This window comes from Amycolatopsis alkalitolerans (assembly GCF_006152065.1).
Taxonomy (GTDB): Bacteria; Actinomycetota; Actinomycetes; order Mycobacteriales; family Pseudonocardiaceae; genus Amycolatopsis_E; species Amycolatopsis_E alkalitolerans.
This window is the reverse complement of record NZ_VDFW01000036.1, coordinates 1-26,397: the sequence shown is the minus strand read 5'-3', so window position 1 is coordinate 26,397 and position 26,397 is coordinate 1. Positions and strand designations below refer to the sequence as shown.

General features: G+C 68.1%; 24 protein-coding genes, 1 tRNA gene and 1 pseudogene. 18 read left to right on the top strand and 8 right to left on the bottom strand.

What is annotated here, in order from left to right; all coding sequences use genetic code 11:
- The first annotated feature begins 279 nt into the window (after positions 1–279).
- The gene (gene hrpA, locus FG385_RS28885) at positions 280–4,077 is read left to right on the top strand and encodes an ATP-dependent RNA helicase HrpA (protein ID WP_235022859.1); all 3,798 of its coding nucleotides are present in this window, start codon (positions 280–282) and stop codon (positions 4,075–4,077) included.
- A gap of 3 nt (positions 4,078–4,080) precedes the next feature.
- On the opposite strand, the gene FG385_RS28880 is transcribed toward hrpA, so the two are convergent.
- On the bottom strand, positions 4,081–5,715 hold the full coding sequence (locus tag FG385_RS28880) for a bifunctional 3'-5' exonuclease/DNA polymerase (protein WP_407645562.1): 1,635 nt from the start codon (positions 5,713–5,715) through the stop codon (positions 4,081–4,083).
- Between the two features lie 163 nt (positions 5,716–5,878).
- Between FG385_RS28880 and FG385_RS28875 the strand changes: the two genes are divergently transcribed.
- The gene (locus FG385_RS28875) at positions 5,879–7,483 is read left to right on the top strand and encodes an acyl-CoA synthetase (protein WP_139099963.1); all 1,605 of its coding nucleotides are present in this window, start codon (positions 5,879–5,881) and stop codon (positions 7,481–7,483) included.
- Positions 7,484–7,487: 4 nt separating this feature from the next.
- Here the strand turns inward: FG385_RS28875 and FG385_RS28870 are convergent, their stop codons facing one another.
- Positions 7,488–8,396 carry a hypothetical protein gene (locus tag FG385_RS28870; protein WP_200834707.1) on the bottom strand — a complete coding sequence of 303 codons (909 nt, stop codon included), beginning with the start codon at positions 8,394–8,396 and terminating at the stop codon, positions 7,488–7,490.
- A gap of 125 nt (positions 8,397–8,521) precedes the next feature.
- On the opposite strand from FG385_RS28870, the gene FG385_RS28865 reads away from it, so the two are divergent.
- Positions 8,522–9,691 carry a S8 family peptidase gene (locus FG385_RS28865; RefSeq protein WP_139099962.1) on the top strand — a complete coding sequence of 390 codons (1,170 nt, stop codon included), beginning with the start codon at positions 8,522–8,524 and terminating at the stop codon, positions 9,689–9,691.
- Between the two features lie 9 nt (positions 9,692–9,700).
- Positions 9,701–10,363 (top strand): histidine phosphatase family protein, encoded by a 663-nt coding sequence (locus FG385_RS28860; RefSeq protein ID WP_139099961.1) that lies wholly within the window; start codon positions 9,701–9,703, stop codon positions 10,361–10,363.
- On the opposite strand, the gene FG385_RS28855 is transcribed toward FG385_RS28860, so the two are convergent.
- Together FG385_RS28855 and FG385_RS28850 are read right to left on the bottom strand one after the other, a co-directional pair.
- Complete coding sequence (locus FG385_RS28855) at positions 10,354–10,986, bottom strand: TetR/AcrR family transcriptional regulator (RefSeq protein WP_139099960.1); 633 nt, start codon at positions 10,984–10,986, stop codon at positions 10,354–10,356. The two genes, FG385_RS28860 and FG385_RS28855, sit on opposite strands and share 10 nt — an antisense overlap.
- Positions 10,987–11,129: 143 nt before the next feature.
- On the bottom strand, positions 11,130–12,170 hold the full coding sequence (locus FG385_RS28850; RefSeq protein ID WP_139099959.1) for a LacI family DNA-binding transcriptional regulator: 1,041 nt from the start codon (positions 12,168–12,170) through the stop codon (positions 11,130–11,132).
- 163 nt (positions 12,171–12,333) lie between these two features.
- On the opposite strand from FG385_RS28850, the gene FG385_RS28845 reads away from it, so the two are divergent.
- The 7 genes from FG385_RS28845 to FG385_RS28815 all read left to right on the top strand — a co-directional run bounded on the left by FG385_RS28845 (position 12,334) and on the right by FG385_RS28815 (position 16,350).
- Positions 12,334–12,738, top strand: coding sequence for a nitroreductase family deazaflavin-dependent oxidoreductase (locus tag FG385_RS28845; RefSeq protein ID WP_139099958.1), 405 nt, complete (start codon positions 12,334–12,336; stop codon positions 12,736–12,738).
- Positions 12,739–12,794: 56 nt separating this feature from the next.
- Positions 12,795–14,180, top strand: coding sequence for a dihydrolipoyl dehydrogenase (gene lpdA / locus FG385_RS28840; protein ID WP_139099957.1), 1,386 nt, complete (start codon positions 12,795–12,797; stop codon positions 14,178–14,180).
- Positions 14,181–14,183: 3 nt separating this feature from the next.
- Positions 14,184–14,915: an SDR family oxidoreductase gene (locus FG385_RS28835; protein WP_139099956.1), complete on the top strand. Its 732-nt coding sequence runs from the start codon at positions 14,184–14,186 to the stop codon at positions 14,913–14,915.
- 83 nt (positions 14,916–14,998) lie between these two features.
- Positions 14,999–15,072: transfer RNA gene (locus FG385_RS28830), tRNA-Arg, on the top strand.
- Positions 15,073–15,153: 81 nt separating this feature from the next.
- Positions 15,154–15,336 carry a hypothetical protein gene (locus FG385_RS28825; RefSeq protein ID WP_139099955.1) on the top strand — a complete coding sequence of 61 codons (183 nt, stop codon included), beginning with the start codon at positions 15,154–15,156 and terminating at the stop codon, positions 15,334–15,336.
- Positions 15,333–15,530: a helix-turn-helix domain-containing protein gene (locus FG385_RS35085; RefSeq protein WP_235022855.1), complete on the top strand. Its 198-nt coding sequence runs from the start codon at positions 15,333–15,335 to the stop codon at positions 15,528–15,530. The genes FG385_RS28825 and FG385_RS35085 overlap by 4 nt, the downstream gene beginning before the upstream one ends.
- A 421-nt stretch (positions 15,531–15,951) precedes the next feature.
- Positions 15,952–16,350 carry a class I SAM-dependent methyltransferase gene (locus FG385_RS28815; protein ID WP_139099954.1) on the top strand — a complete coding sequence of 133 codons (399 nt, stop codon included), beginning with the start codon at positions 15,952–15,954 and terminating at the stop codon, positions 16,348–16,350.
- Between the two features lie 239 nt (positions 16,351–16,589).
- Here the strand turns inward: FG385_RS28815 and FG385_RS28810 are convergent, their stop codons facing one another.
- On the bottom strand, positions 16,590–17,057 hold the full coding sequence (locus tag FG385_RS28810) for a glycoside hydrolase family protein (protein ID WP_139099953.1): 468 nt from the start codon (positions 17,055–17,057) through the stop codon (positions 16,590–16,592).
- Positions 17,058–17,638: 581 nt separating this feature from the next.
- Between FG385_RS28810 and FG385_RS28805 the strand changes: the two genes are divergently transcribed.
- From FG385_RS28805 to FG385_RS28795, 3 genes and pseudogenes are all read left to right on the top strand, one after another.
- Positions 17,639–18,124 carry a hypothetical protein gene (locus FG385_RS28805; RefSeq protein WP_139099952.1) on the top strand — a complete coding sequence of 162 codons (486 nt, stop codon included), beginning with the start codon at positions 17,639–17,641 and terminating at the stop codon, positions 18,122–18,124.
- 325 nt (positions 18,125–18,449) lie between these two features.
- Positions 18,450–18,543, top strand: a pseudogene (locus FG385_RS35080) (hypothetical protein); the annotation flags it as partial.
- A gap of 639 nt (positions 18,544–19,182) precedes the next feature.
- Positions 19,183–20,166 (top strand): IS3 family transposase, encoded by a 984-nt coding sequence (locus FG385_RS28795; RefSeq protein ID WP_139099951.1) that lies wholly within the window; start codon positions 19,183–19,185, stop codon positions 20,164–20,166.
- Between the two features lie 863 nt (positions 20,167–21,029).
- On the opposite strand, the gene FG385_RS28785 is transcribed toward FG385_RS28795, so the two are convergent.
- Entirely contained in the window at positions 21,030–21,275 is a 246-nt protein-coding gene (locus tag FG385_RS28785) for a hypothetical protein (RefSeq protein WP_139099949.1), read from the bottom strand.
- A 170-nt stretch (positions 21,276–21,445) separates the two neighbouring features.
- Here FG385_RS28785 and FG385_RS28780 point away from each other — a divergent pair, with 170 nt between their 5' ends.
- Both FG385_RS28780 and FG385_RS28775 read left to right on the top strand, forming a co-directional pair.
- The gene (locus FG385_RS28780; protein ID WP_139099948.1) at positions 21,446–22,321 is read left to right on the top strand and encodes an AAA family ATPase; all 876 of its coding nucleotides are present in this window, start codon (positions 21,446–21,448) and stop codon (positions 22,319–22,321) included.
- Positions 22,318–23,691: a vWA domain-containing protein gene (locus tag FG385_RS28775; protein WP_139099947.1), complete on the top strand. Its 1,374-nt coding sequence runs from the start codon at positions 22,318–22,320 to the stop codon at positions 23,689–23,691. Before FG385_RS28780 ends, FG385_RS28775 begins: the two co-directional genes overlap by 4 nt.
- Here FG385_RS28775 and FG385_RS28770 read toward each other — a convergent pair.
- Positions 23,669–24,568 carry a zinc-binding dehydrogenase gene (locus FG385_RS28770; protein ID WP_139099946.1) on the bottom strand — a complete coding sequence of 300 codons (900 nt, stop codon included), beginning with the start codon at positions 24,566–24,568 and terminating at the stop codon, positions 23,669–23,671. The two genes, FG385_RS28775 and FG385_RS28770, sit on opposite strands and share 23 nt — an antisense overlap.
- 112 nt (positions 24,569–24,680) lie before the next feature.
- Here FG385_RS28770 and FG385_RS28765 point away from each other — a divergent pair, with 112 nt between their 5' ends.
- Positions 24,681–25,220, top strand: coding sequence for a TetR/AcrR family transcriptional regulator (locus FG385_RS28765; protein ID WP_200834706.1), 540 nt, complete (start codon positions 24,681–24,683; stop codon positions 25,218–25,220).
- The gene (locus tag FG385_RS28760; RefSeq protein ID WP_139099944.1) at positions 25,217–25,672 is read left to right on the top strand and encodes a mycothiol transferase; all 456 of its coding nucleotides are present in this window, start codon (positions 25,217–25,219) and stop codon (positions 25,670–25,672) included. The genes FG385_RS28765 and FG385_RS28760 overlap by 4 nt, the downstream gene beginning before the upstream one ends.
- A 256-nt stretch (positions 25,673–25,928) precedes the next feature.
- Here the strand turns inward: FG385_RS28760 and FG385_RS28750 are convergent.
- Positions 25,929–26,397: HNH endonuclease signature motif containing protein (locus tag FG385_RS28750; protein ID WP_139099943.1), on the bottom strand; the 469-nt coding region annotated here is incomplete at its 5' end.

Genomic DNA, 26,397 nt, shown 5'->3' with positions numbered 1-26,397 from the left:
GTGTTTGCCCGTAGGGTCGGTGGGTTTGTCCGCTGCGGTGTCGAGTTGGCTGGTCCGGTCGCTGACTTTGCCCTAGGCGACAGCGGCCGGCCAACTCGATAACGCCCCGAGCCAACTCAGCGACGCCAAGGGCCAACTCAGTAGCCTGGCGAACAAACACACCCGCGCGCAAAGACAACAAGATCACGAAACACTAGTGCGATCACGCGGCGCTATCCTGGTGACCGTATGTCCACGCGATCCCCCCTTGCCGAACTGCGGGCCAGGCTGCCCGAGTTGATGTTGCGCGACGAGCACCGGCTCCGCCGCCGGCTCGAGGGTGCCCGCAAGGCTCGGGATCCCGAGCGCGTGGCGCGGCAGATCGCGGCGGATGTCGAAGCGGCGGAGCAGCGTATGCGGCTGCGCCGCGAAAGCCGGCCGAAGATCACGTACCCCGCGGAGCTGCCGGTCAGCCGGCGCAAGGACGATCTCGCGGCCGCGATCCGGGACAACCAGGTCGTGATCGTCGCCGGCGAGACCGGATCGGGCAAGACCACTCAGCTGCCGAAGATCTGCCTCGAACTGGGCCTCGGCGTGCGCGGTCAGATCGGGCACACGCAGCCCCGGCGGCTGGCCGCCCGCACGGTCGCCGAACGCATCGCGAGCGAACTGGGCACGGAACTGGGCTCGACGGTCGGCTACAAGGTCCGGTTCACCGACACCAGCGGCGACGGCACGCTGGTCAAGGTGATGACCGACGGCATCCTGCTCGCCGAGATCCAGACCGACCGGATGCTCCGCCAGTACGACACGCTGATCATCGACGAGGCGCACGAGCGCAGCCTCAACATCGACTTCCTGCTCGGCTATCTCAAACAGCTCCTGCCGCGCCGGCCCGAGCTCAAGGTGATCATCACCTCCGCGACGATCGACCCCGAGCGGTTTGCGGAGCACTTCGGTAACGCGCCGATCGTCGAGGTGTCCGGGCGCACCTATCCCGTCGAGGTCCGCTACCGCCCGATCGTCGATCCGGATCAGCCCGATGAAGACCGGGATCAGGTCACGGCGATCTCCGACGCCGTCGACGAGCTGTGCGGCGAAGGGCCCGGCGACATCCTGGTGTTCCTCTCCGGCGAGCGGGAGATCCGCGACACCGCGGACGCACTGTCCAAACGGGACCTTCGGAACACGGAGATCCTCCCGCTGTACGCGCGATTGTCGGCCGGGGATCAGCATCGCGTGTTCCAGCGCCATACCGGACGGCGCATCGTGCTGGCCACGAACGTCGCCGAAACCTCGCTCACCGTGCCGGGCATCAAGTACGTCATCGACCCGGGCACGGCGCGGATCTCCCGTTACAGCCACCGCACCAAGGTGCAGCGGCTGCCGATCGAGCCCGTGTCGCAGGCCTCGGCCAACCAGCGCAAGGGCCGTTGTGGCCGCACCTCCGACGGTATCTGCATCCGGCTGTACACGGAAGCGGATTTCGAGTCGCGGCCCGAGTTCACCGATCCGGAGATCCTGCGCACCAACCTCGCTTCGGTGATCCTGCAGATGACCGCGCTAGGGCTCGGTGACATCGCGGCGTTCCCGTTCGTCGAACCACCGGACGGCCGCCAGATCACCGACGGCGTGCAGCTGCTGCTGGAGCTGGGCGCGCTGGAGTCCGGGAAGCTCACCGAGACCGGGCGTGGCCTGGCGCAGCTGCCGGTCGACCCACGGCTGGGCCGGATGGTGCTCGAAGCCGCGAAGAACGGCTGTGCCCGCGAAGTCATGATCATCGCAGCCGGAATGTCCATTCAGGACCCGCGCGAGCGGCCCGCGGACAAGCAGGAGGCCGCCCAGCAGCACGCCCGCTTCGCCGACAAGACCTCGGATTTCCTCGCCTACCTCAACCTGTGGGAGTACCTGCGGGAGCAGCAGAAAGCGCTTTCGAACAGCCAGTTCCGCAAGCTGTGCCGCGCGGAGTTCCTCAACTACCTGCGCGTGCGTGAATGGCAGGACATCTACAGCCAGCTGCGGCAGCTGGCCAAACCGCTCGGCATCACGCTCAACGACGAGCCCGCGGAACCGCAGCGCGTGCACACGTCCCTGATCGCGGGCCTGCTGTCGCATCTCGGCTTGAAGGATCCGGACAAGGGTGACTACCTGGGCGCTCGCGGCGCGCGGTTCGCGGTCTTCCCGGGTTCGGCGCTGTTCCGGAAGCAGCCGCGCTGGCTGATTTCGGCCGAGCTGGTCGAGACGTCCCGGTTGTGGGCGCGGGTGAACGCCCGGATCGAGCCAGAGTGGGTCGAGCCGCTCGCGCAGCATCTGGTCAAGCGCAACTACTCCGAACCGCATTGGGAGCGCAAACGCGGCGCGGTGATGGCCAACGAGCGGGTGACGCTGTACGGCGTGCCGCTCGTGGCCAGCCGCAAGGTGAACTACGGCCGGATCTATCCGGAGCTCTCGCGCGAGCTGTTCATCCGGCACGCGCTGGTCGAGGGCGACTGGGACACCAACCACAGGTTCTTCACCGAGAACCGGGCGCTGCTCGACGAGGTCGAGGATCTGGAGAACCGGGCCCGGAGGCGGGATCTGCTGGTCGACGACGAGACACTGTTCGAGTTCTACGATCAGCGCGTCGGCGAGGAAGTGGTGTCGGGGCGGCATTTCGACAGCTGGTGGAAGAAGGAGCGGAGCGCTCAGCCGGACCTGCTCAACTTCGAGAAGGCCATGCTGATCAACGCCTCCGCCGAGCAGGTCCGCGAGTCCGACTACCCCGACCTGTGGGTGCAGGGTTCGCAGCGGTTGGCACTGACCTACCAGTTCGAGCCGGGCGCCGACGCCGACGGCGTGACGGCGCACATCCCGTTGCCGGTGTTGAACCAGATCACGACCGACGGGTTCGACTGGCAGGTGCCGGGGCTTCGTGAAGAGCTGGTGACCGCGCTGGTCAAGGCCCTGCCGAAGCAGCTGCGGCGGAACTTCGTGCCCGCGCCGGACACCGCGAAGTACGTCCTGTCCCGGGTTTCGCCGGCGGACGGCCCGCTGCTCGACGTGCTGGCGGGGCAGTTGGAGGAACTGCGCGGGGTGGCGGTGTCACCGGACGCCTGGGGCGAGGTTCCCGATCACCTTCGCGTCACCTTCCGCGTGGTGGACGAGAAGGGCCGGAAACTGCGTGAGGACAAGGATCTCGCGGCGCTGAAACAGCAGTTGAGCGGTCAGGTCCGGGCGACGATCTCGAAGGCCGCGAATAGTATCGAGCGTGCGGGGCTCACCAGGCCCGCGTTCGGTGAGCTGCCGCAGGTCTTCGCGAGCACCCGGCGAGGGCACGAGGTGAAAGCGTTTCCCGCGCTCGTCGACGAGGGCGAAACGGTGGCCGTGCGGATGCTCGACACGCCCGTCGAGCAGCGGCAGCAGATGTGGCTCGGGACGAGGAAGCTGTTGCGGCTGAACCTGCCGTCACCGATGAAGTTCATCAGCCGCAACCTGTCCAACTCCGCGAAGCTGGTGCTCGGGCGGAATCCGCATGGCAGTGTCGCTGGGTTGCTCGAGGACTGCGTGAACTGCGCGGTGGACAAGCTCATCGCCGACAACGGCGGCCCGGTCTGGGACGAAGCCGGGTTCGCGGTGCTCCTGGAGAAGGTTCGCGGCGGCGTGAACCCCGTTGTCCTCGATGTACTGTCCGAAGTGGAGCGAACCCTGCGCGCGGCCAACGACGTGGAGGCCCGCCTGGCCGACGCGCGAGGCCCCGCGGAATCCCTCGCGGACATCAGGCAGCAGCTGGATTCCCTGGTGTTCCCCGGTTTCGTGACCGAGACGGGCTTCGACCGCCTGCCGAACCTCGTTCGCTACCTGCGGGCGATCGAGCGCCGGATCGACAAACTGGGCAACGCGGCGGCGAAGGACATCGAGCTGATGCAGGACGTGCAATGGCTGCGGGACGAGTACCGGAGCGCGGTCGACGCGCTGCCGCCCGGCGTGCGCCCGGGCCCGGCGCTGGAGGACGTGCGCTGGATGCTGGAGGAGTTGCGGGTCAGCTACTTCGCCCAAACACTCGGCACCGCCCACCCGGTCTCCTTCAAACGCGTCCTCAAAGCCCTGGACTCCGCCTGAGGGTTATTTTGCGTCGGCGTAGGTGTCGGCGACGGCGGTGTGCATGGGGAAGTGCACCGGGCACGAAGGGCCGAACATCAGCGCGGACGCCTCCGCGACCGAGGACTCGATCAGCGCGGGCACCTGCCCGGCAATCGAGTCCGGCGCGTGCACGATCACCTCGTCGTGCTGGAAGAAGACCAGGTGCGCGGGCGCCGGCAGGCGGCGGCGCAGCGTGGCGAGCAGCACGGCGGTGAAATCCGCCGCGCTCGCCTGGACCACGAAGTTCCGCGTGAACCTGCCCCAGTTCCGCGCCGCCTGGCGGGCGCGGCCGTCGTCCTCGGCGGCGCCGGTCAGCGCCCGCCACGCCTCCGAAGGCGCGGGCGACGTTCGGCCCAGCCGCGATCGCACGCGCTCCCCACGCTCACCGGCCTGCGCCGCGCGCTCCACATAGGACACTGCATCCGGGAAACGCTGACGCAGCAAGGCAAGCAGGGAGGACGCTTCGCCCGCGGTGCCACCGTACATCGCCGACAGCATCGCGATCTTCGCCCGGCCGCGCGACTTCTCGTCGGCCACCGGGAACATCGCCTCGGCCAGTCGCGCATACAGGTCCGTCGACGCCGACACCTCCGCCAGCCGGCGGTCCCCGGACAGCGCGGTCAGGATCCGCGGTTCGAGCTGGGCCGCGTCCGCGACCACGAGCTTCCACCCCGGATCCGCGCGCACGCACACCCGCAGCGTCTTCGGGATCTGCAGCGCGCCGCCACCCTGGCTGGCCCAGCGCCCCGAGACCACTCCGCCGACCACCCACGCCGGACGGAACCGGCCACCCCGCACCCACTCGTCGAGCCACGCCCAGCCGTTCGCCGAGTACAGCCGCGACAGCTCGCGGTACTCGATCAGCGGCCCCACCGCCGGATGGTCGACGCCGCGCAGCACATGCGCCCGCGCCGAGGCGACCGAGATGCCCTCGCGGCTGAACGCGCGGACGATCGAAGCCGGACTGTCCGGGTTGACCGGTTTGCCGCCGAACGCCTCGCTCACCCGCGCCGCGAGTTCGACCAGCTTCTTCGGCCGTTGCCCGGCCGGCACGCGCGGCCCGAGGATCTCCGTCAGCAAGGCGTCGTGAATGTCCGGCCGCCACGGCAGCCCGTCGTGCGTCATCTCGGCGGCTACCAGCGCGCTCGCCGACTCGGCCGCGATCAGCAACCGCAGGCGGTCCGGATGCTCGCTCTTGCCGATGCGCCGCTCCTGCTCGGCCAGCACCGCCTTCGCCGCGTCGACCTCCGCGACGCCGGCCGGCAGGCCCGATCCGCGAGTCTCGAACAGCGCCGGCTGCAAGTCGGCGTGCGCGGGCTCATCCGGCGGCGGCTCGAGCCCGTTCGCCCTGGCGAAGGCGGCGGCCAGGCCACGGGGACCACTGCTGCCCTCGTAGGCCAGCAACAGCCCCTCGGCGAGCGACAGGTCATGGCAGCGGCTGATCCGAAGGCCGCCGCGCACCAGTTCCGGGTACAGCCGCTCGACCGACGCGAACACCCAGCGCGGCTGGTGCTCCTGCTCCAGCGCCGCGAGCCCGGCGAGGTCGACGCTGCGCCGACCGGAGGGTTCCAGCACCGGATAGCTGCCGTTCTCCTCCTGGCCGACGAAGATGTACACGAGACGATTCTGCCCGTAGGTACCGACCGCCAGCCCCTCACCCGACCACCACCCCTCATGGAGACGCTCCGCGCCGCAGTATTCGATGCGACCCTGGCCACATAGCCGGTGTTTCGCTACTGTCCGGTAGGTTCGTTCCCGCGGTCGGCCCAACGGAGGTGCCATGCTCCTCGGCAAGGTGACGGAAACCGCTCGCAGCATCGAGGTGATGTGGAAGGCGGGCCTGATTCCCTTCCCGAGAGTGGACGAAGGCCTGTTCGCCCTGGTCGCGATGCGCAAGATCGGCCCGTTCGCGGCCGCCGCGCAGGTCGCGGCCCGGCGTGCCCCGCATGCGGTCGGCCTCGTCGACGACCGCGGTCCGCTCACGTTCAAGCAGCTCGATATGCAGTCGAACGCGCTCGCGCGGGCGTGGGAGTCACGGGGGATACGGCCGGGCACCGTGGTCGCCGCGCTGTGCCGGGACCACCGCGGCCTGGTGTTGTCGATGTGCGCCGCCGGCAAGCTGGGCGTGCGCCTGCTCCTGCTGAACACCGGTTTCGGCCGCGGGCAACTGGCCGACGTAGTCATGCGGGAGAAGGCGACGGCACTCATCTACGACCAGGAGTTCACCCAGCTGCTGTCCGGCGTCCCCGCCGGCGTCGAGCGCTACCTGGCCTGGGTGGACACCGACGACGTGCTGGACGGCATCCCGGTACTGGACGAGCTGATCGCGAGCACCGACGACCGCCCGGTGCCCTATCCGGAGCGGCGTGGCGGGTTCGTGCTGCTCACCAGCGGTACGACCGGCACGCCGAAGGGAGCCCCGCGCGAGCGCACCTCGCTGTTCGACTCGGCGCAGTTCCTGGACCGGGTCCCGTTGCGGGCGGGGGAATGCACGTACCTCGGCGCGCCGATCTTCCACGGCACCGGGGTTTCGCAGTTCATCCTGTCGTATGCGCTGGGCTGCAAGGTCGTGATGCGGCGCCGGTTCGACCCCGAGGAGACGCTGCGGGGGGTCGAGGAGAACCGGTGCACCGCGCTCGTCCTCGTGCCGACGATGCTGCAGCGGATCGTCGACCTCGGGCCGGACGTGCTGCGCAAGTACGACACCTCCTCGCTGCGGATCATCTTCCTCGCGGGCTCGGCACTGTCGCCGGACCTGGGCAACCGCGCGACCGAGGCGTTCGGCGACGTGATCCACAACCTGTACGGCTCGACCGAGGTGGCGGTCGCGACCGTCGCGACGCCCGAGGACTGGCGGAAGGCGCCCGGCACCGTCGGCCGGCCACCGGTCGGCTGCCGGGTCGCCCTGTACGACGCGCACGGGCGCCGGATCACCCGCCCCGGTGTGACGGGCAGGGTCTTCGTCGGGAGCGGGCTGAGCTTCCAGGGGTACACGGACGGGCGGAACAAGGAGCTGATCGACGGCCTCCTCTCGACCGGCGACGTCGGGCATTTCGACGAAGGCGGCTTGCTGTTCATCGACGGCCGCGACGACGAGATGATCGTGTCGGGCGGGGAGAACGTGTTCCCGGTCGAGGTGGAGAACCTGCTGGTGGAACGACCGGACGTGCTCGAAGCGGCGGTGATCGGGGTGCCCGACGCGGAGTTCGGGCAGCGGCTGAAGGCGTTCATCGTCCGTGCCGGCGGCAGCGATCTGCGCGCCGAGGTCGTGCGGGACTACGTGAAGTCGAACCTCGCCCGGTACAAGGTGCCCCGGGATGTGGAATTCCTGGAGCGGCTGCCGCGGAACGCGACGGGGAAGGTGCTGCGGAACGAACTGGCGTAGCCGGTCACCGCCAGCCGATCCCGAACACGCCGGGCCCGAAGTCCAGTGCCACGGCGTGCACCCCGCCGCCGGCATCCAGCCGCAGATCCCGGGTGTCCTCGGTGTCGCCGGCGCGCTCGTACTGCCAGCACCGCTCGGGGGACGCGTCGAACTGGATCTCCAGCAGGTACTCGCGGACCGGGCGGCGGAACTCGCGGTAGTAGGTGTTCGAGCATTCCGGATACGGCGGACCGGCGTTGGTGAGCGTGTACTCGATCAGGTGCGTCTCGCCGCGGTCGATCGACCGGTCGAAGATCAGCTCCGCGGCCGTCAGCCCGTGCTCCAGATCGATCTCGACCCGCCCGGCCCGGCAGTTGCGCAGGGCGTGCAACCGGGGCGGACCGGTCTGGGCGCCGCCGTGGTCGTACACGAGCAGCCACCGGCCCTGACCGTCCGCAGTGGACCGGAACACCGTCCGCGCCGTCATCGAGCGCTGGCCGCCGTCCGCCGCGATCTCGCACCGGTCGTGCAGGCTGGCGAGGGTGAGCCGGTGCTGCTGCTCGAGCGCGTGCGGTGCGCCCACGCGCTCGAGCAGCGCGCGCAGCGCCTCGACCGGGAAGTTCACCGGCTCGGCCCGGCGCCGGGCGTGTCCGCGCGGGCGCGGTGGGGGCAGCAGGCTCAGCAGCTCGCCCGGCCGGAGCCCGAGGACGTCTTCGAGCACCCGCACGGCCGACAGCGAGCTCTGCCGTTCCGGCTGGCGCTTGCCCGACTGCCAGTAGCTGAGCGCGGTCACGCTGACCGGGATGCCGTTCGCCTGGAGCCGGGCCTGCAGGCGGTCGAGGCTCAGGCCGCTGCGGGCGATCGCCGTGCGCAGCGCGGTCGAGAACGCGGTGTCGGAAATGGCCACCTTCTCCGCCTCGAACTTCGGCTGCACGTCGCCTTCAACTTAGCAGCGTTGCTCCAAATGGATTAGTACTGGTAACTGTGAATCATTGCCCCGACGTGTGAAAACCCGATTGCATGGCCTCGCAGTCACTAGATCGGGTGGGAGGGCAGTTCATGAAGAACGCTCGGAAGTTGGTGGTCGGCGGGGTCGCACTGGCGGCCGTCGCCGCGAGCACCGCGACCGCGACAGCCCAGGAAGGCCAGATCCGGGATGCGAACACGGCGGGCGCGGTCTCCGACAGCTACATCGTCGTGCTCAAGAAGGCCGGGGTCGTCGACACCCTCTCGCGCACGCTGGCAGGCCGTTACGACACGAACATCCTGCACACCTTCGACGCGGCACTGCACGGGTTCTCGGTCCACGCCAGTGAGTACGAGGCCAAGCGGCTCGCGGCCGACAGCAACGTCGCGTACGTCGTGCAGAACCACGTCTTCCACGTATCCGACACCCAGCAGGACCCGCCGTCCTGGGGTCTGGACCGGATCGACCAGCACGACCTGCCGCTCGACTCGTCGTACAACTACGGCACGACCGCGTCCAACGTGACCGCCTACGTCATCGACACGGGCGTCCGCGCCACGCACGAGACCTTCGGCGGCCGCGTGTCCGGTGGCTACGACTTCATCGACAACGACAGCGACCCGACCGACGAGAACGGCCACGGCACGCACGTCGCGGGCACCATCGGCGGCAGCGAGTACGGGGTCGCCAAGGGCGTCAAGATCGTTCCGGTCCGCGTCCTCGACGCGAACGGCAGCGGGACCACCGAGCAGGTCGTCGCCGGGATCAACTGGGTCGCCCAGCACGCGTCGGGGCCCTCGGTCGCCAACATGAGCCTCGGCGGCGGCGCGGACGACGCGCTCGACCAGGCCGTCGAAGGCGCGATCGCGAAGGGCGTCACGTTCGCCGTCGCGGCCGGGAACGACTCCGCCGACGCCAGCGGCTACTCGCCGGCTCGCGTCCCGCAGGCGATCACCGTCGCGGCCAGCGACAGGACCGACAGGCAGGCGAGCTTTTCCAACTACGGCAAGGACGTCGATCTGTATGCGCCGGGCGTGAACATCACCTCGTCGTGGGGCACGAGCGACACCGCGACCAACACGATCAGCGGGACCTCGATGGCGACCCCGCACGTGACCGGCGCGGCCGCGCTCTACCTGGCCGGTCATCCGGACGCGACGCCCGCCCAGGTCTCCGACGCGCTGACCTCGTCGGCGACCAGCGGCAAGATCGCGAACGCGACCACGGGCACGCCGAACAAGCTGCTCTACACGGGTGAATAGTCTGGCCGTATGGGTGCCATCTACCTGATCCGGCACGGTCAGGCCAATTTCGGTGAAGCGGACTACGATCGCCTGTCCGCGCTCGGCGTCGAGCAGGGCGCGGTGGTCGGCGCGGAGTTGTTGCGCCGCGACGTCCGCTTCACCGAAGCGCGTTCGGGCTCCCTCGTGCGCCAGCGCAAGACCGCCGAAACGGTGCTCGACTGGCTGGGCAGCAAAGCCCCGGCCAAGGAGGACCCGCGCTGGAACGAGTACGACCACGTCGACATCGTGGCCCGGCACGGCGGTGGCGTGCCGCAAGACGCCACGGATTCGCGCGGTTACCAGGCGATTCTCGACACCGCGCTCGGCGAATGGATCGGCGCGGCGGAGGACAGCCCGTGCGCCGAGACCTGGCCCGCCTTCCTCGCGCGCGTGTCCGGCGCGCTGGAGGATCTGATCTCCTTGCTGGGTAAGGGCGAGAGCGCCGTCGTGTTCACCTCGGGCGGGGTGATCGGCACGGTCGCCGGGCAGTTGCTGGGGACTCCGGACGCGGGGCTGCTCCGGCTGAACAGGGTCACGGTCAACGGCGGGATCACGAAGCTGGTTTCCGGGCGCAGCGGTGTGTCGCTGGTGTCGTTCAACGAGCACTCGCATTTCGACGGGCGGGTCTCACGGCTGCTGACCTACCGGTGAGCGACGGCCCCGTCGAGCACCTTCGGGAACACGTCCTCCAGCAAGGTGATCAGCGTCTCGTACAGCAGCAGGTGCACCTGGGCGCGGTCGAGTTCGCCGCGGAGCAACCATTCGCGGCCTGCTGCTTTCACCATTCCGGCAAAAGCGCGGACGGCGGCGTTCAAATGCGGCCGCACCGCGCTGTCGGACGGCACTTCGAACGCGTCCAGCAGCCGTTCGGCGGATTTCCGCTCGGCCTCCATGATGATCTGGTCGACCTCATGGTCCTGTCCGATGCCCTCCGAAGTGGCGACCAGCCACATCTTGCCCTGGCTTTGCACCATGTCGAGGAACCAGTCGACCATTTCGTGGGCCCGCTCATGCGGTGAACCGGCCACCTCGCGCTCCGGCATCGGCATCGGCATCGTGACCGCACGGCGGATCACGGCCAGGTAGAGTTCCCGCTTCGTCCCGAAATAGTGGTTGATCAGACCACGGGCCACCCCGGCCTCGGCCGCTATGTCCGAAGTGGACACTACGGCGTACGGGCGCTCTCCGAACAGCCGTGCGGCACAGCTGAAGATCTGCTCTCTGCGCTGGTCGGGCTCGAGTCTTCGCCAGCGGGGTTCGGAAGCCGTTGTCATGCGGCTCATCGTGGCACGGCGACCGGGCCGGAGACGTGCTTTCGGCCGAACTGGCGCCGACAGTCAGTCGATCGGAGCACGCCGCGGCGAGTTTCGCCGGGCGGGACTTTCTACCGTGAGTAGCAGGGGTCCACTGTGGATGGTCATCGGCGGCGCCGGATGCGCGCGGTGCTCTCCCGCAGCACGACCTCCGCCGGCACGCGCCGCACCCGGCTGCGCCCGCCCCGGCTTCCGTCCAGCGCCAGTTCCAGCACCTGCTCGCCGAGTTCCTCCAGCGGCAGTGCGACGGTGCTGAGCGACGGGTTGAGATCCCGCGCGACGGGGATACCGTCGAAACCCGCGATGGAGATGTCGCCCGGGATCGACCGCCCGGCCTCGCGCAGCGCGGTCATCGCGCCGAGCGCCATCTGGTCGTTCACCGCGAACACGCAGGTCGCCCTGTGCCTGCGCGCGAGCAGCGAGCCGGCCGCCGCGTAACCGCCGTCCCGGCTGGGCGCGCTCTCGAACACGTCTCGTTCGGACAGTGCGACCCCCGCCTCGGCGAGCCCCTCGGCGAAACCGGCGAACCGGTCGAGCACCGTGGTCATCGTGCGGGGACCGGTGAGCACCGCGAACCGGCGGTGCCCGAGCCCCAGCAGGGCCGCGGCCAGCGCCTTCGCCCCGGCGTGGTTGCCCGGCTGCACGCTGTCGGCCTTCAGGTTGCGGTGCCGCGTGAGCACCCCGACCTTGCCGCCGCCGCGGCGGTACGGCTCGAGTTCGGCGGCCAGCGCCCGCTCCCACACCCTGTCCTCGAACGCCGATCCGGCGAGCACGATGGCCGAGGCGCGCTGGCTGCGCAGCACCGACACCGCCGCGACCTCCTTCGCCGGATCGCGGAACGTGTTCATCAGCATCACCAGCAGGCCGTTGTGGTCCGCCACCCGCAGCACACCGCGGATGACCGAGGCGAAGTACGGGTCGCCCGCGTCGTGGCAGACGACACCGATCACCTGCCGGGACACACCGGCGAGCGCCTGCGCGTGCACGTTCGGCGTGTAGTCCAGATCCGCCGCGGCCGCCAGCACCCGGTCACGGAGATCGTCGCGGACGGACGTGGTGCCGTTGAGCACTCGTGAAGCCGTGGCCAGTGACACATCGGCCACCCGCGCGACGTCTTCGAGCGTCACGTGGCTCCTCGTGATCATCGGTGCTCTCCCTGGCGGTAAGCGCTCTCAGTAATTCGAATTCTAGGTGGATTCCCGGATTTCGCCTGGTCAGATGCACTCGATCGGGTCGGACTATCCGGCGGGCCCGATGCGTTGAAGACACTTCGGAGGGGTCTGTTCCCGAGCACGAGAGGAAGACCGGATGCTTTTCGGCGATGAGCACGTCCGCCGCTACGAGGAGACCGACGGTGAAGTCGGTCACGACTGGCAGAACGGGGTGCCCACTCTGGTCCTGACCACCACCGGGCGCAAGACCGGGCAGGAACGCAAGTTCGCGCTCATCTACCAGGAGGTCGACGGCGCGTACGTGATCGTCGCGTCCAAGGGCGGGGCCCCGGCCCACCCCGGCTGGTACCTCAACCTCGAGGCCAATCCCGAGGTGAAGGTGCAGGTCAAGGGCGATAAGTTCGCCGCGCGTGCGCGCACAGCCGGCGATCAGGAGCGCGCGAAGCTCTGGCCGGTCATGGCCGAGGTGTGGCCCGACTACGACAACTACCAGCAGAAAACGGACCGGAAGATCCCGGTCGTCGTCCTCGAACGCGCCTGATTTCCACCGCTCCGGCGCCCGCGCCGCCATCGAACGGCCGGGCCTAGGCTGAAGGCATGGCTGAACACTTCGATGTTGTGGTGCTGGGCGCCGGGCCTGGCGGGTATGTCGCGGCGATACGGGCGGCGCAGCTCGGACTGAAGACGGCTGTGGTGGAGGAGAAGTACTGGGGTGGGGTATGCCTGAACGTCGGCTGCATCCCGTCCAAAGCGCTCCTGCGCAATGCGGAGCTCGCGCACCTGGTCACGAACGAGGCGAAGACGTTCGGCATCTCCTCCGAGAGTGAGATCCGTTTCGACTACGGCGCGGCGTACGACCGCAGCCGGTCGGTGGCGGACGGCCGGGTCAAGGGCGTCCACTTCCTGATGAAGAAGAACAAGATCACCGAGTTCACCGGGCGCGGCACGTTCGTCGACTCGCACACGCTGCGAGTGAACGGCGACACCGTCACGTTCGGCAGCTGCATCATCGCCGCGGGCGCGACGACGAAGCTGCTGCCCGGCACGTCGCTCAGCGAGCGCGTGGTGACCTACGAGGAGCAGATCCTTTCGCGCGAGCTGCCGGGCAGCATCATCATCGCCGGCGCCGGCGCGATCGGTGTCGAGTTCGCCTATGTGCTGCACAACTACGGCGTCGAGGTCACGATCGTCGAGTTCCTGGACCGCATGGTGCCCCTTGAGGACGCCGAGGTGTCGAGGGAGCTGGCCAAGCGGTACAAGAAGCTCGGCATCAACGTGCTCACCTCCACCCGCGTCGAGTCGATCGACGAGAGTGGCGCCAAGGTCAAGGTCATGGTCGACGCGAACGGCACCAAGCAGACCCTGGAGGCCGACAAGGTCCTGCAGGCGATCGGGTTCGCCCCGCGCGTCGAGGGTTATGGACTGGAGAACACCGGCGTCGAACTGACCGAACGCCGCGCGATCGCGGTCGACGAGTACTGCCGGACGAACGTGCCGCATATCTTCGCGATCGGCGACGTCACCGCGAAGCTGATGCTGGCGCACGCGGCGGAGTCGATGGGCATCGTGGCGGCCGAGACGATCGGCGGCGCCGAGACGATGCCGCTGGACTACCCGATGATCCCGCGCGCGACCTACTGCCAGCCGCAGATCGCTTCGTTCGGGTGGACCGAGGAGCAGGCCCGCGAGAAGGGCTTCGACGTGCGGGTCGCGAAGTTCCCGTTCACCGCGAACGGCAAGGCGCACGGCCTGGCGGATCCCGGTGGTTTCGTGAAGATCCTCTCGGATGCGAAACACGGCGAGCTGCTGGGTGCGCACCTGATCGGGCCGGACGTGACGGAGCTGCTGCCGGAACTGACGCTCGCGCAGCAGTGGGATCTGACCGTGCACGAGGTGGCACGCAACGTGCATGCGCATCCGACGCTCGGCGAAGCCGTCAAGGAGGCCGTCCACGGCCTCGCCGGCCACATGATCAACTTCTGAGCCATGCCGGTCGCGGTGGTGACGGGGGCCGGTTCGGGCCTCGGCAGGGTGATCGCGCGGGCGCTGCTCGGCGCGGGGTACCAGGTGGCGCTGGCGGGTCGGCGGTTCGAGCCGCTGGCCGAGACGGCCGAGGGCGCCGACGCGCTCGCCGTCCCCACCGACGTCGGCGACGAGGCCCAGGTCGACGCATTGTTCGAGGCGGTGCGCGACAAGTGGGGCCGCCTCGACCTGCTCGTCAACAACGCGGGCACGTTCGGCCCATCGGGTGACGTCGGTGACCTGGACGTGGCCGCATGGCGACGCACAGTGGACACCAACCTGACGGGCGCCTTCCTGTGCGCGCGGGCGGCGGTGCGGTTGATGAAGGAGCAGCGGCCGCAGGGCGGGCGCATCATCAACAACGGGTCGATCTCGGCGCACGCCCCGCGGCCCGGCAGCGCCGCGTATACCGCGACGAAGCATGCGATCACGGGCCTGACCAAGTCGATTTCCCTGGATGGGCGGCCTTTCGACGTCGCATGTGGCCAGGTCGACATCGGCAACGCCGCGACGGAGATGACGGCGGGGATCAGCGAGGGCGCCCGCCAGGCCGACGGCTCGGTCCGCCCGGAACCGACCTTCGACCCCGCCCACGTCGCGGAGGCCGTGCTGTACATGGCGCGCCTCCCGCTCGACACGAACGTGCAGTTCATGACCATTACGGCGACGAAGATGCCCTTCCTCGGCAGAGGCTGAAACGCTCGGGCGCTGTCGAGCGATACGTAGTGTGACGTCGACTAAACTGCAGGCGTGACCGCGTCCGCGTTCATCGGCGCCAGGCCCTCGTAGCTCAGCCGGATAGAGCAAGAGCCTTCTAATCTCTAGGTCGCAGGTTCGAGTCCTGCCGAGGGCGCGCCGTTTGAGCTGGCGGAATCGCTCGATCAGAGGGGTTCCGCCAGGTTGCGTGACTGGGAACCTGACATGGATCCGCTGTATGGTCCCGGTCATGGCGTCGTACGCCAAGAGGGGCAAGCGAGGCAGCATCGATGTGCTGCCCAGCGGTGCGCTTCGGGTTCGCGTGGACGCGGGCGTTGACCCCATCCGCAAGCGCGAGCCGTATCTCACCGAAACCGTGTACGAGGAGCATTCTGCCGCCGCTTCGGGGGAGTCATGGTGACCGAATTTCGGCCTGACGAAGTGGTGGGCTATATCTACGAGCAGATGTACGAACATCTGGCTGCACGCATCGAGTCCGGGGACCTGGCAGCCAATACCCAGTCGCCCCCTGAACAGCGCCTGGCCACCGAGTGCGGCGTCTCGCTCGGCAGGCGCGTCACGCCACCCGCCTCCTGCGCTATCGCGGCCAAGTGAAGACATTCCGTTTGAAGGAAACCTACGTCGCCGACCCGTCCTCAGCCTTGGCCGGCAACCGGTCAGACCTTGGCCAGGCGAAATTGCGACCGGGCTGGGCGAGTCTCTAGGCCGGGAAACGGTTCGCCGTCGAGCGTGGTTGGATGACGAGGCGCGGATTTGCGGTTTCGCAGGGAAGGGTTCGTCGTGCCGGTGGGAAGTGCGGTTCGTCGCGTGTTGGGTCGGTTCGAGCCGCATGCGATCGAGTTGTATCGAGGCACGTTCATCGATCTTGATTGTCTGGCGGTGACGGTGTTGTCGGTGGCGCCGCAGGCGAAGCGGGTGCTGGAGATCGGGTGTGGGGACGGGGCGATGGCGGCGGCGTTAGGGGCCGGATGTCGAACTGGTCGGCCTCGACCCGGGCATCGCGGAGCCGGGACGGATGTTCCACGGTGACCGGAACGGGGTGGTGTTCCGGTCGGTGAGCACCACCGAGCTGCGGGCGGAGGACCCGCCGCTGTTCGACCTCGTGGTGTTGTGCGATGTGCTGCACCACGTGGCGGAGCCGCAGCGGGCGGTCGTGCTGGCTGAGGCGGCCGAGTTGACCGCGCCGGGCGGGACGGTCGCGGTGAAGGAGTGGCAGCGCCGTGGTGGTTTGGGCACGATGGTGGCCTACTGCGCCGACCGCTGGGTGTCCGGGGACGCGACCGTCCGGTTCATGCCGGATGCCGAGTTGGACGGGATGCTGGCGCGGACGATGCCGGGCTGGGAGGTCACGTGTGAGGCGTGGATCCCGCCCTGGCAGGCGAACCGGTTGGCGACACTGCGCCGCCCGGGCTAGCTACAGCTCCAGGGGGTGAACGGTTGCCACGGGGCAGCCGCCGGGTCGGGCGCGTTGTAGTTGAGCGGTTCGAAGTGCTGCGGTGCCGTGGTTTCGGTGAGCGTCCCGTTCCACAGGTCGATCCCTTGGTAGGGCTGCCCGTCGAGAATGGTGACGGTGCGAGGTTGGCCGCAGGAGGTGGCTGACAGGTCGCGTCGCCCGGTGGCGGGTGGGGACGCTCCGGTGGTGGTGGGCGCGGTTCAGGTGCCGAGCGGGTTGGTGGCGGTGGTTCCGCTGCCGGTGCAGTAGCCACAGTTGGGGTCGCTGTAGGTCATGATCCAGGTGGCGTGGGTGGTGTCGTAGTAGGCGCTGGGGGATTCCACATTGGTCAGGCCGGCGAGGTGGGTGGAGCCAATATTCACGCCGTTGGTGCCCCACAGGTCCAGTTGCTCGGAGCTGAGGGTTTGGTCGGCTTGGGTGCAGAGCACGACGGGTGGCCCGCCTGCGGGGATGACGATGTCGAAGTCGCCGTTGCCGCCGCAGATGTAGAGGCCGGGTTTGTGGGTGGAGCCGTGTGGGGCGCCAGCGCCGTCTCCGCACGGGCCGGTGGGGCTGTTGCAGCCCATGGCGTAGTAGGCGTTGGCTTTGGTGCGGTTGTAGTCGGCGGGCGCGTTGAACCACAGGATCCATGTGCCGTCGTTGGCGCCCCACCCGGTGCGCTGGATCATGCGCGGGTTGAAACACCCGGCACCGGTCGAGCCGCATTCGCTGGCCCAGTTGGCGCCGGTCCAGGAATCGATCTCGCGCCCGTGGCCGCAGCGGCGGGCGTCGCGTTCTGCCCAGGAGCGAGAACCGCCGGCGCGACAACAAGAGCCGCGGTGAGCGCGACCAAGCGGAATCTCATGGGACTACCCCAAAACCGGGTTACTGCGCGGCGGTCGTGGCTGATCAAGGCCTGCGCCGCCGGAACAGTGGGCTTGGGGGAACCTCACCTACTACGCCGGCACCACACCGGTGCTGGTTCACAACAGCTGTGCCGAGCCTCAACTCGACGATAGTTTTCAATTTCCGGGAGCAGGCAGGAGCGGCGCCGGAGTAAAGAACTTCGTCGGTCCCAAGAATGCCGTGGTTCGGGGCGCTAGCGAGGGTCGCGTATTTGTTACTGATGACCACGGTCAAGTCGTCCTGGACATCACACGCGACCGAGTAAAGACCGTTGTTCCAGGCCAGGGCTTCAGCGGTGGTAAGGTGGCCCCAACTTCTGAGCAACTCGGATGGATAGACAGTCTATGGGGTTGGGTTAGCAGTCATGAGCGACGATGACATCTTGAGATCAACGGTAGACGAACTGTTTTTCAATTTTCGAAGCGCCCTTCTCGCCATGATTCCGTTTGCCGATCGTGCGATGATCAGCTACCGGGACCATGATATGCATCGTTCATGGGAGCAACTTGCTGAATGTTTGTTCGACGTCTTTGTGAGAAATCCTATCGAGGCAGACCGCTCGCGGAACAATGCGGAGCTGAGGCTCGCGAGATACGATATTGATCAAGACGACTACTCGAGGTCGAGTTGGATTGCACTGGATAACGAGCCGGGAAACTACGTTGCCGTTGTGCGGTTCATGAGTAGGAATGTGCCATTCGATACCGTCCAGGTTGTAGATGTGGACCATGCGACCCTAAATGCCAAACTGGCGCGAGTTGTTCCGTGGCAGGATGCAAAATTTGTTTTCTTCCGTCGATTCAAGAACGCTCCGGCCGAGGTTGTCAGGCGGATCGAGGCCGTCGAATAACTGCAGCGACTATTGTCCAGGTGATCAACTATCGAGGCGTTCGCGTAATCGTCAATGAAGTCGATCACGGAGGTCCCCGCGTGATCTTGGCATTCATGATGGCACGCTGGGAAACTGGGTGAACGCTTGGCGGCGTCAGAACCCGGAATCGGATGAGTCGATGACGGCAATGGCGGGCGCCCGGGTGAAGGAGATGGGAGACGAGATCCGACGGCGGCGGATGGAGAACGAGTTCCTGAAGAACGCCGCAGCCTCCTTCACGTGGACGCACCCGTAGCGTTGCGCTGCGCGGCGAGACTCCGACAACGGCGCGGCGCCGCACGCCATCGGCGACATCACTTACCTCAAGACCGGGGAAGGCAGGCCGTATCTGGCCATAGTGATCGATCTGGCCACACGGATGGTCATCGGCTGGCAGTTGGCCGGCCACATGCACGCCTCACTGGCGGCCACGCGCTAGCCATGCGATCACCCACGGCCGCGTCCAGCCGGGTGCGATCTTCCACAGCGACCGCGGATGCCAACACAGGTTCAACCGGTGGCCGCAACACCAGCTTATCGATTGGAGAGTACAGCTTGTTCAGGGCTTCGGCTGGCGTCGTCCAACCGAGTGTTTTGCGTGGACAGTTTTTGAGTGTGGCGGCGACCGCGTCGAGTTCGTCTCGGTTCCAGCGGGCCAGGTCGGTGCCTCTCGGGAAATACCGTTCCGTACCGGGTTTGATGGAGAGGGGATCAAGCCCGGATGGATGAGGAGTGATGGCCGCACCGAAGAAGTACCCCGATGAGCTGCGTGAGCGGGCGACGCGGATGGCGTGTAGGCGCGCCGGGACCCGGCGGCCGCGACTGGGGCGATTAAGCGGATCGCCGAGCAGCTGGGGATCCGCCCGGATGCCCTGCGGACCTGGGTCATGCGCGCGGAGATCGACGCCGGGGACAGGCCGGGCACCACGAGCGGTGACGCAGGAGCGGATCGCGCAGCTCGAGCTGGATAACCGTGAGCTGCAGATTCTGAGGTCAGCGGCAAGTTTCTTCGCAGCGGAGCTGGACCGTCGGCCGCGATGAAGGTTGAGTTCGTCGACTCGCAGCGGGAGGAGCACGGTGTCCAGCCGGTCCTGGAGGCGCTCAAACAGACGCATGCGGAGATCGCGCCGTCGACGTACTACGCGGCCACGTTCCGCCCGCCCTCGGCCCGTGCGGCACGGGACCGGGACCTGGTCGAGAAGATCGGGCGGGTGCACGAGGACAACTACGGCCTCTACGGGGCGCGCAAGGTCTGGGCCAAGCTCAACCGGCCGGGCACCGACGTGGCCCGGTGCACGGTCGAGCGGCTCATGCGCGAGAGTGGACTGCATGGCCTGCTGCGGGACAAGTCCCCGCGCACGACGCGGTCGGCGGCGGAGACCGGCAGGCCAGGTGATCTGGTCAAACGGGACTTCACGGCCACGCGCGTGAACGAGCTGTGGGTAGCGGACATCACCTACGTGCGTACCGCGGTCGGCTGGGTCGACGCGGCCTTCGTGCTCGACGTGTTCTCCCGCCTGATCGTCGGCTGGCAGGTCGGCCTTCGCCTGGCGTGTTACAGAGTCAGCGGCGAGGACCTTGGCCTCAGCCTTGAGGCCCTCGATTCGGTTCAAGCTCGGAGCGGACCGGCCCGCGTGTCAGCACGCGATGCCACCACCAAGACTCGTTGCTCAAGTCCGCAGAAAGAAACCTTGCCAACAACCCGTCCTGATCGGGCTCGGTCTGTTGCTCAAATTCACGGTCTGCTACCGCCGCTTGGTGGCGAGCGTCGGTGCGTTCGTCATCCGGCAACAGCGCCAAGCCGCGCTCGACGGCATCTCGTAGGTGGAGCGCGCCGATGTAGTCGTGAGCGCCCCAGCTCGTCCGATCGTCGGGCTCAACATCTAGCTCGGCGACGAATCTTTGAACATGCGGCTGCCAGCCATCAACAAGTTCGCCCAGCGGGAGACATGCGGGTTGACCGCGATTACGACTGTTCGCCAGCGATTGGCTGGATCGATGGCCGTCATTTACCCGGGTAGTGCGCAGTGCTTCGCCAGGGACTGTCTTCATTGATGATCACGCGAACGCCCCGGTAGTTAATCACCTGCGCAATACTCCCGTCTCCCTGTTCAAGCGGCTCGGGAGTGCCCCTTGCCAGGACGTCCTGACTTGCGCTAGCCCGGGTCGGCCTGGCACATCGACAGCACCGACGTGCTGGTACACAGCTTGCGCGATCTCGTCGATGTCCGAATCAGCGAAACCACCGGCAGGAGTGTATCCGCAGCTGTTGTGGACGAGGATAGGTGTGGTGCCGGCGTAGTAGGTGTGGATGCCGTCGATTTGGAGGTTGTAGGCGGTCAGGAGGCGTTGGCAGGTGCGGAGTGTGGTGATGGTGGGGAGACTCGCGAAGCCCAGCCCCTGGCTGCACGTGCTCATCAGGATCAAGTTCTCCGGCGTATGCCCCCATAGCCCCGACGCCGGCGCTCGCCTACACCGTTGCCGTTGGTCACACCGCAGGAGACGGTCGATGCATTGCGATCACGACACGTCAACCCTGATTACCTTTCCTGCCGGCTGCCCGATCGCTTCCGTGCCAGTGATTCTCTGCCCTATGAAATCACAGTACGGAATCGATTACGAAACATCGAAAGCAGTCCACGAGAGCGCGCCGTAGCTGGTGTGGGTGATCTTGGCTCGGGAGCCCACCCACCCGTTGGGGAGGGTCATCCCACTTTCGCGTGGCGGCTGTTTCGTGACTTAAGTGGTATAGACCAATAGCACGACCGTCGGGACCTTCGAGAAGTAGACGGAGTGGGACGCGGTCATATGCCCTACACCGACCGATCACCCGGCCGTGTTCCGTGTCGGGGCCGAGTACGGATTCAGTGACCGGGACGAGCGGTCAGTGGGGCAACGCCGTCACGGCGCCGGTCGCTATCGGGGTCAGACGCGCATGGCGGCCGGGTGAGCGTGGCTGACGCGCGGGCCGGGTGGGCGTGAGGGCGACGTTCGGGCGGCTGGCCAGGATGTGCTTCATCTGGGCGAGCGCGCCGTCGTGCAGCGATGCGATCACGGACAGCGCGTCCCGGGCCTGATCGAACAGCCAGGCGTCGTGATCGACGACGTCTTCGGTTCCCTCTGTCGCCATGCATCTCTCCCTGCGGTCAACGGAATCGCGGCGGCCCGCTCATGTGTGACAGCGACTTCGCCCCTGGCTGTGTCACACCTGTGCCGGCTCGCGGAAGATCGATCACGGTCCACAGTGACCTTGCGCACGCTGAACGCGACGGCGGGCGAAGCCCAGCGGACAATGGCCTGATGCAGGAACCGTTGTTCGGCTCGGTCGACGAGGTCGTCGAGCGGCTGGCAGGAGCCGGCTACCTCGCCTCCACCCCGGTGGCGACCACGGTCTACCTCGCCGAACGGCTCGGCAAGCCGCTGCTCGTCGAGGGCCCCGCCGGGGTCGGCAAGACCGAACTGGCGCGAGCGCTCGCCGACGCGACGGCCAGCGAGCTGGTCCGGCTGCAGTGCTACGAGGGCATCGACGAGGCTCGCGCGCTGTACGAGTGGAACCACGCCAAGCAGCTTCTGCGCATCACCGCGGGCCGTGACGGGGGCTGGGCCGGCACCCGCGACGAGGTGTTCAGCGAGGAGTTCCTGCTCGCCCGCCCGCTGCTGAAGGCGATCCGCAACACCGGCCCGACCGTCCTGCTCATCGACGAGACCGACAAGGCCGACGTCGAGATGGAGGGTCTGCTGCTGGAGGTGCTCGGCGACTTCCAGGTCACCGTGCCGGAGCTGGGTACCATCACCGCGACCCGCCGCCCGTTCGTGCTGCTGACCTCCAACGCGACCCGCGAGCTGTCCGAGGCGCTCAAACGACGCTGCCTGTTCCTGCACCTGGACTTCCCGTCGCCCGAGCTCGAACGCGACATCGTCACGCTCAAGGTGCCGGACCTCGACGAGCGCCTGACCGAGTCCGTGGTGCGCGTGGTCGGCGCGCTGCGGTCGATGGAGCTGCGCAAGGCCCCGTCGATCGCGGAAACCGTGGACTGGGCGCGCACCCTGCTCGCGCTCGGCGCCGACACGGTCGACGAGCAGGTCGTCGAGTCGACCCTGGGCGTCATCCTCAAGTACCAGAGCGACCACCGCAAGGCCACCGAAGAGCTCCGCCTGGACAGGCTGCTGGCATGACCGGGCTGCCGACCCGGCTGGTCGAGTTCGTCGGGGCCTTGCGGGAGCACGGGATCCCGGTCGGGCCCGGCGAAACGGTCGACGCGGCGGCCGCGGTCGACGTGCTCGGGCTCGCCGACCGCGAGCAGTTGCGGGCGGCGCTCGCGGCGACCGTGTTGCGGCGGTCGGGCCAGCGTGCCACCTTCGACGACCTGTTCGACCTCTACTTCCCGGTCGCGGTCGGTTCGACGGAAACCATGGCGGAGACCGAAGACCTCGCGGAATTGCGGAACGCGCTGGTCACCGCGCTGGCCGGGGGCGACACCGAGCGCATGCGCGCGCTCGCGGCGACCGGGGTCGAGGTGTTCGGCCAATACGGGTCCTTCGGCGAGGGCGGGACCGGTGGCGGCGGGATGAGCGGCTGGTCGGCGTACCAGACGCTGGACCGGTTGCGGCCGGAGGCGTTACTGAACCGCGTGCTCAACGCGATCCGGGGCGAGCAGCGCGACGGGCTGAGCGAAGCTCTCGCCCGCCAGGAGGCGCAGTCGCGCATCGGCTCGTTCCGCCGGCAGGTGCAGGCCGAGGCGCGCCGCCGGACGGCGGAATACCGTGGGCGCGAACGGATCGCGCGCCATGCGGTGGCTCCCCAGACGGATCTTGTCAGCTTCACCAACGCCAGCCGGGAGCAGCTGACCGCGCTGCGCCGGACGATCCAGCCGCTGTCGCGCAAGCTCGCGACCCGGCTCGCGGCGCGCCGGCGGCGGGCCCGGCGCGGGCAGATCGACTTCCGCCGGACGCTACGCCGGTCGCTCGCGACGGGAGGCGTTCCGATGCGCCCGGCGCTGCGCGATCGCCGCCCGGGCAGGCCGGAACTGGTGCTGCTGTGCGACATGTCCGGGTCGGTCGCGGGGTTCGCGCAGTTCACGCTGCTGCTGGTGCAGGCGCTGGCCGACCAGTTCTCGAAGGTACGCACGTTCGCGTTCGTCGAGCTGACCGACGAGATCACCGGGCTGGTCACCGCCGGCGCGGCCGATCCCGAGGGGCTCGCGCGGCGGATCCTGACCGAGGCGCGGGTGACGCGCTGGGGTATGAGCAGCGACTACGGCGATTCACTCGGGAGTTTCGTCGAAGGCTGGCTCGACGCCGTCGGCCCGCGCACGTCGGTGCTGATCCTGGGCGACGGCCGGACCAACGGCGGCGACCCGAACCTGGCCGCGGTCCGCCAGATCTCCGAGCACGCCAAGCACGTGTACTGGCTCAACCCCGAGCCACGGTCCGCTTGGGGCACCGGCGATTCGGCCGCGCTCGAATACGGCCGGGTGGTGCCGATGCACGAATGCCGCAACCTGCGGCAGCTGACTCGGCTGGTCACCGAGTTGCTGCCAGGCTGAGTGAAACCGCGCCGACCGTCCGGCGGCTTTCGAGCGCGGCGTGTGCTTCGCCGGCGTCTTCGAGGGGGAATGTCGTGGTGGGCAACGGGATCAGCTGAGCGGCTCGGCGCAGAATCTCCTCGACTCCCCGCCGGTGCTGCTCCTGCGGCCGGGCAAAGATCGTCCGAAGTGGACTGACAAGCTCCCGGTCGCCCGGATCGGTCCACGAACCGGACGCGAACCCGTAGACCCCGAACCGGCCACGGGTCGCTTCGAGTGCTTGCGCGCCAAGGCGTCCGCCGATCGCTTCGAGCGTCACGTCGGCGCCGCCACCCGTCGCGGTTTTGACCTTGCCGGCCCAGTCGGGGTCCCGGTAGTCGACCAGCACGTCCGCGCCGAACTTCGCCGCGGTGTCGAGTTTTTCGCCGCTCGCGGCCGCGATCACGGTGGCGCCGCGGGCCTTGGCGAGTTGCACGAGAAGCGAGCCGATGCGCCCCGCGGCCGCGGTGATCAGCACCGTGTCCGCCGGGCCCATCTCCTCGAGCATCGCGTTCGCCAGGTAGCCGCCTTCGAAGACGGCCAGCGCCTGGGCCAGGGAAACTCCCGATGGAACCTCGTAGACGTCGGTGCAGCGGGCGAACTCCGCGTAGCCGCCGGAGTTTCCGGCCGTGGTACCGACGACAATACGTCCATTGTGGTCGGTCCCGGCGACCTCGTTGCCGGGGATGTACGGCAGCTCGAACGGGTGCCCGCCGGAACGGACGATGACGTCGCCGTAGATGACGCTGGCCAGTTCGACGGACACCAGGACCTCGCCTTCGCCCGGTGTGGGCTTTTCGTCCTCTTCGAGTCGCAGGACCTCGGGCGGGCCGAACTCCCGAACCCGGATTGCACGCATGGTTGACTCCTTCGTCGTCGGTGGGACAGTCTGTCTCTATCCAGGCACAGTGGCCGCTATGAGACGAGCGTCAAGCGGCGGCGGGTGTCCCGAACCGGACGGAAAGCGGAAAGTGTCTCGGGAGAACGTGCGGGTGCGGCGGACCCGGAAGCTGCTGCGGGAGGCGCTGATCGAGCTCATCGAGGAGCGCGGTTTCGAAGCGGTGACGGTCGGGCGGGTCACCGAGCGGGCCATGGTCAGCCGGGCCGCGTTCTACCGGAACTACCGCGACAAATACCACCTCGTCGAGCAGATCTTCGACGACGCGATGAACGAACTGCTCACGGACATCGACACCGCCTCGGCGGCCACGCGATGGGCGGCGTTCTTCGAGCACATCGCCGCGCACGACCGGTTCTACCGCGCGATGCTGGGGAAGGACGGCAGTTCGTGGTTCGCGACGAGGATGCGGGCCTCGCTGTCGGAGATGACCGTGGCGCATCTGGCACCCCTCGCCGCGACCGATCTCGTGCCGACAGTGCTGGGCGGGATGTTCGTGCAGACGATCACGTGGTGGCTCGACCACGGCCGCCCGGTCCCGCCCGCCGAGATCTCCGCCGAGGCCGCCCGGTTGGCCTCCGCGGTTATGCGGGCGGCTACCGTTCAGTCGTGATCACCACAGACGAGTACCTGTACTTCACCGACCGGGCCCTCGACGGGATGGTGGCCGTACTCGGGGAGCTTGGCGACGACCTCGCGAACCGGCGCCCGGAACTGCCCGGCGCGAACACGCCGTACGGGATCGTGACGCACTGCATCGGCGTCATCGACCACTGGGCGGGACGGCTGGTGGCGGGCCGGCCCACCGAGCGCGACCGTGACGCGGAGTTCCGCGCTACCGGGACGGTGGCTGATCTCGTCGAACGGGTCGAGCGGGCGAAGAAGCGTTTGCGCGAGTATGCCGAGGTGGCCGACCCGCGGAGCCCGCTGCGTGAGGAGGCCGCGCCGCACTACCGCGACACCCCGATCGGGCGGACGCAGGGGGCGGCGCTGCAGCACGTGTACGAGGAACTGGCGCAGCACTTGGGCCAGCTCGAGCTGACGCGAGACGTCCTCGGCGGTTAGTAGCGGCGGGCAAAAGCGGTTAGCCCTGCGGGTCTGACGGGCCTTCGGGTTGCGTGCCGTCAACTGCGCTGGAGCCGGGCCGGCTCTCTGGACATGCATCTCGCCACCATTGCAGCCGTTCGGACAGCGCGACGATCTGCGGGGCGATGAGCGTGAACCGCTGGGCAGGACCAGTGAGCCGGCGAACCTAGGCGTAATCCGGGCGGCCGCCGCGATCTCACCCGCGGACCGGCGCTGCGCCTTCTGAGCCAGAACACTAACTGCGCATGGCGTGGAGGGCATTGTGGCGTGGTGTGCGTTCGGGGTCCACATAGGAGGGCGGGATGAACCACGGTTTGCCGTGGATCATGCGGATCTGCCAGTCGGTGTGGTGGATGGTGCGGTGGTGTCGGCGGCACAGGAGGGTGAGGTTGGCCAGGGCGGTGGTGCCGCCTCGGGACCACTCGAGGATGTGGTGGGCGTCGGTCCATTTGGCCTTCTTTCCGCACCCCGGAAACGCGCAGCCTTTGTCCCGGCGGGTCAGGGCGCGGCGGATGCTGCGGGGCACGATCCGGGTGGCGCGCCCGACATCGAGGGTTTCGCCCTGGGCACCGAGGACGACGGGCACGATCCTGGCGTCGCAGGCTAAGCGCCGGATCTGGGCGACGGAAATAGTCCAGTAGCCATCCAACAGGCCATACCCGACACCCGCCTTGAGGTCCTCGAGTGTCACGCTGACCATCAAG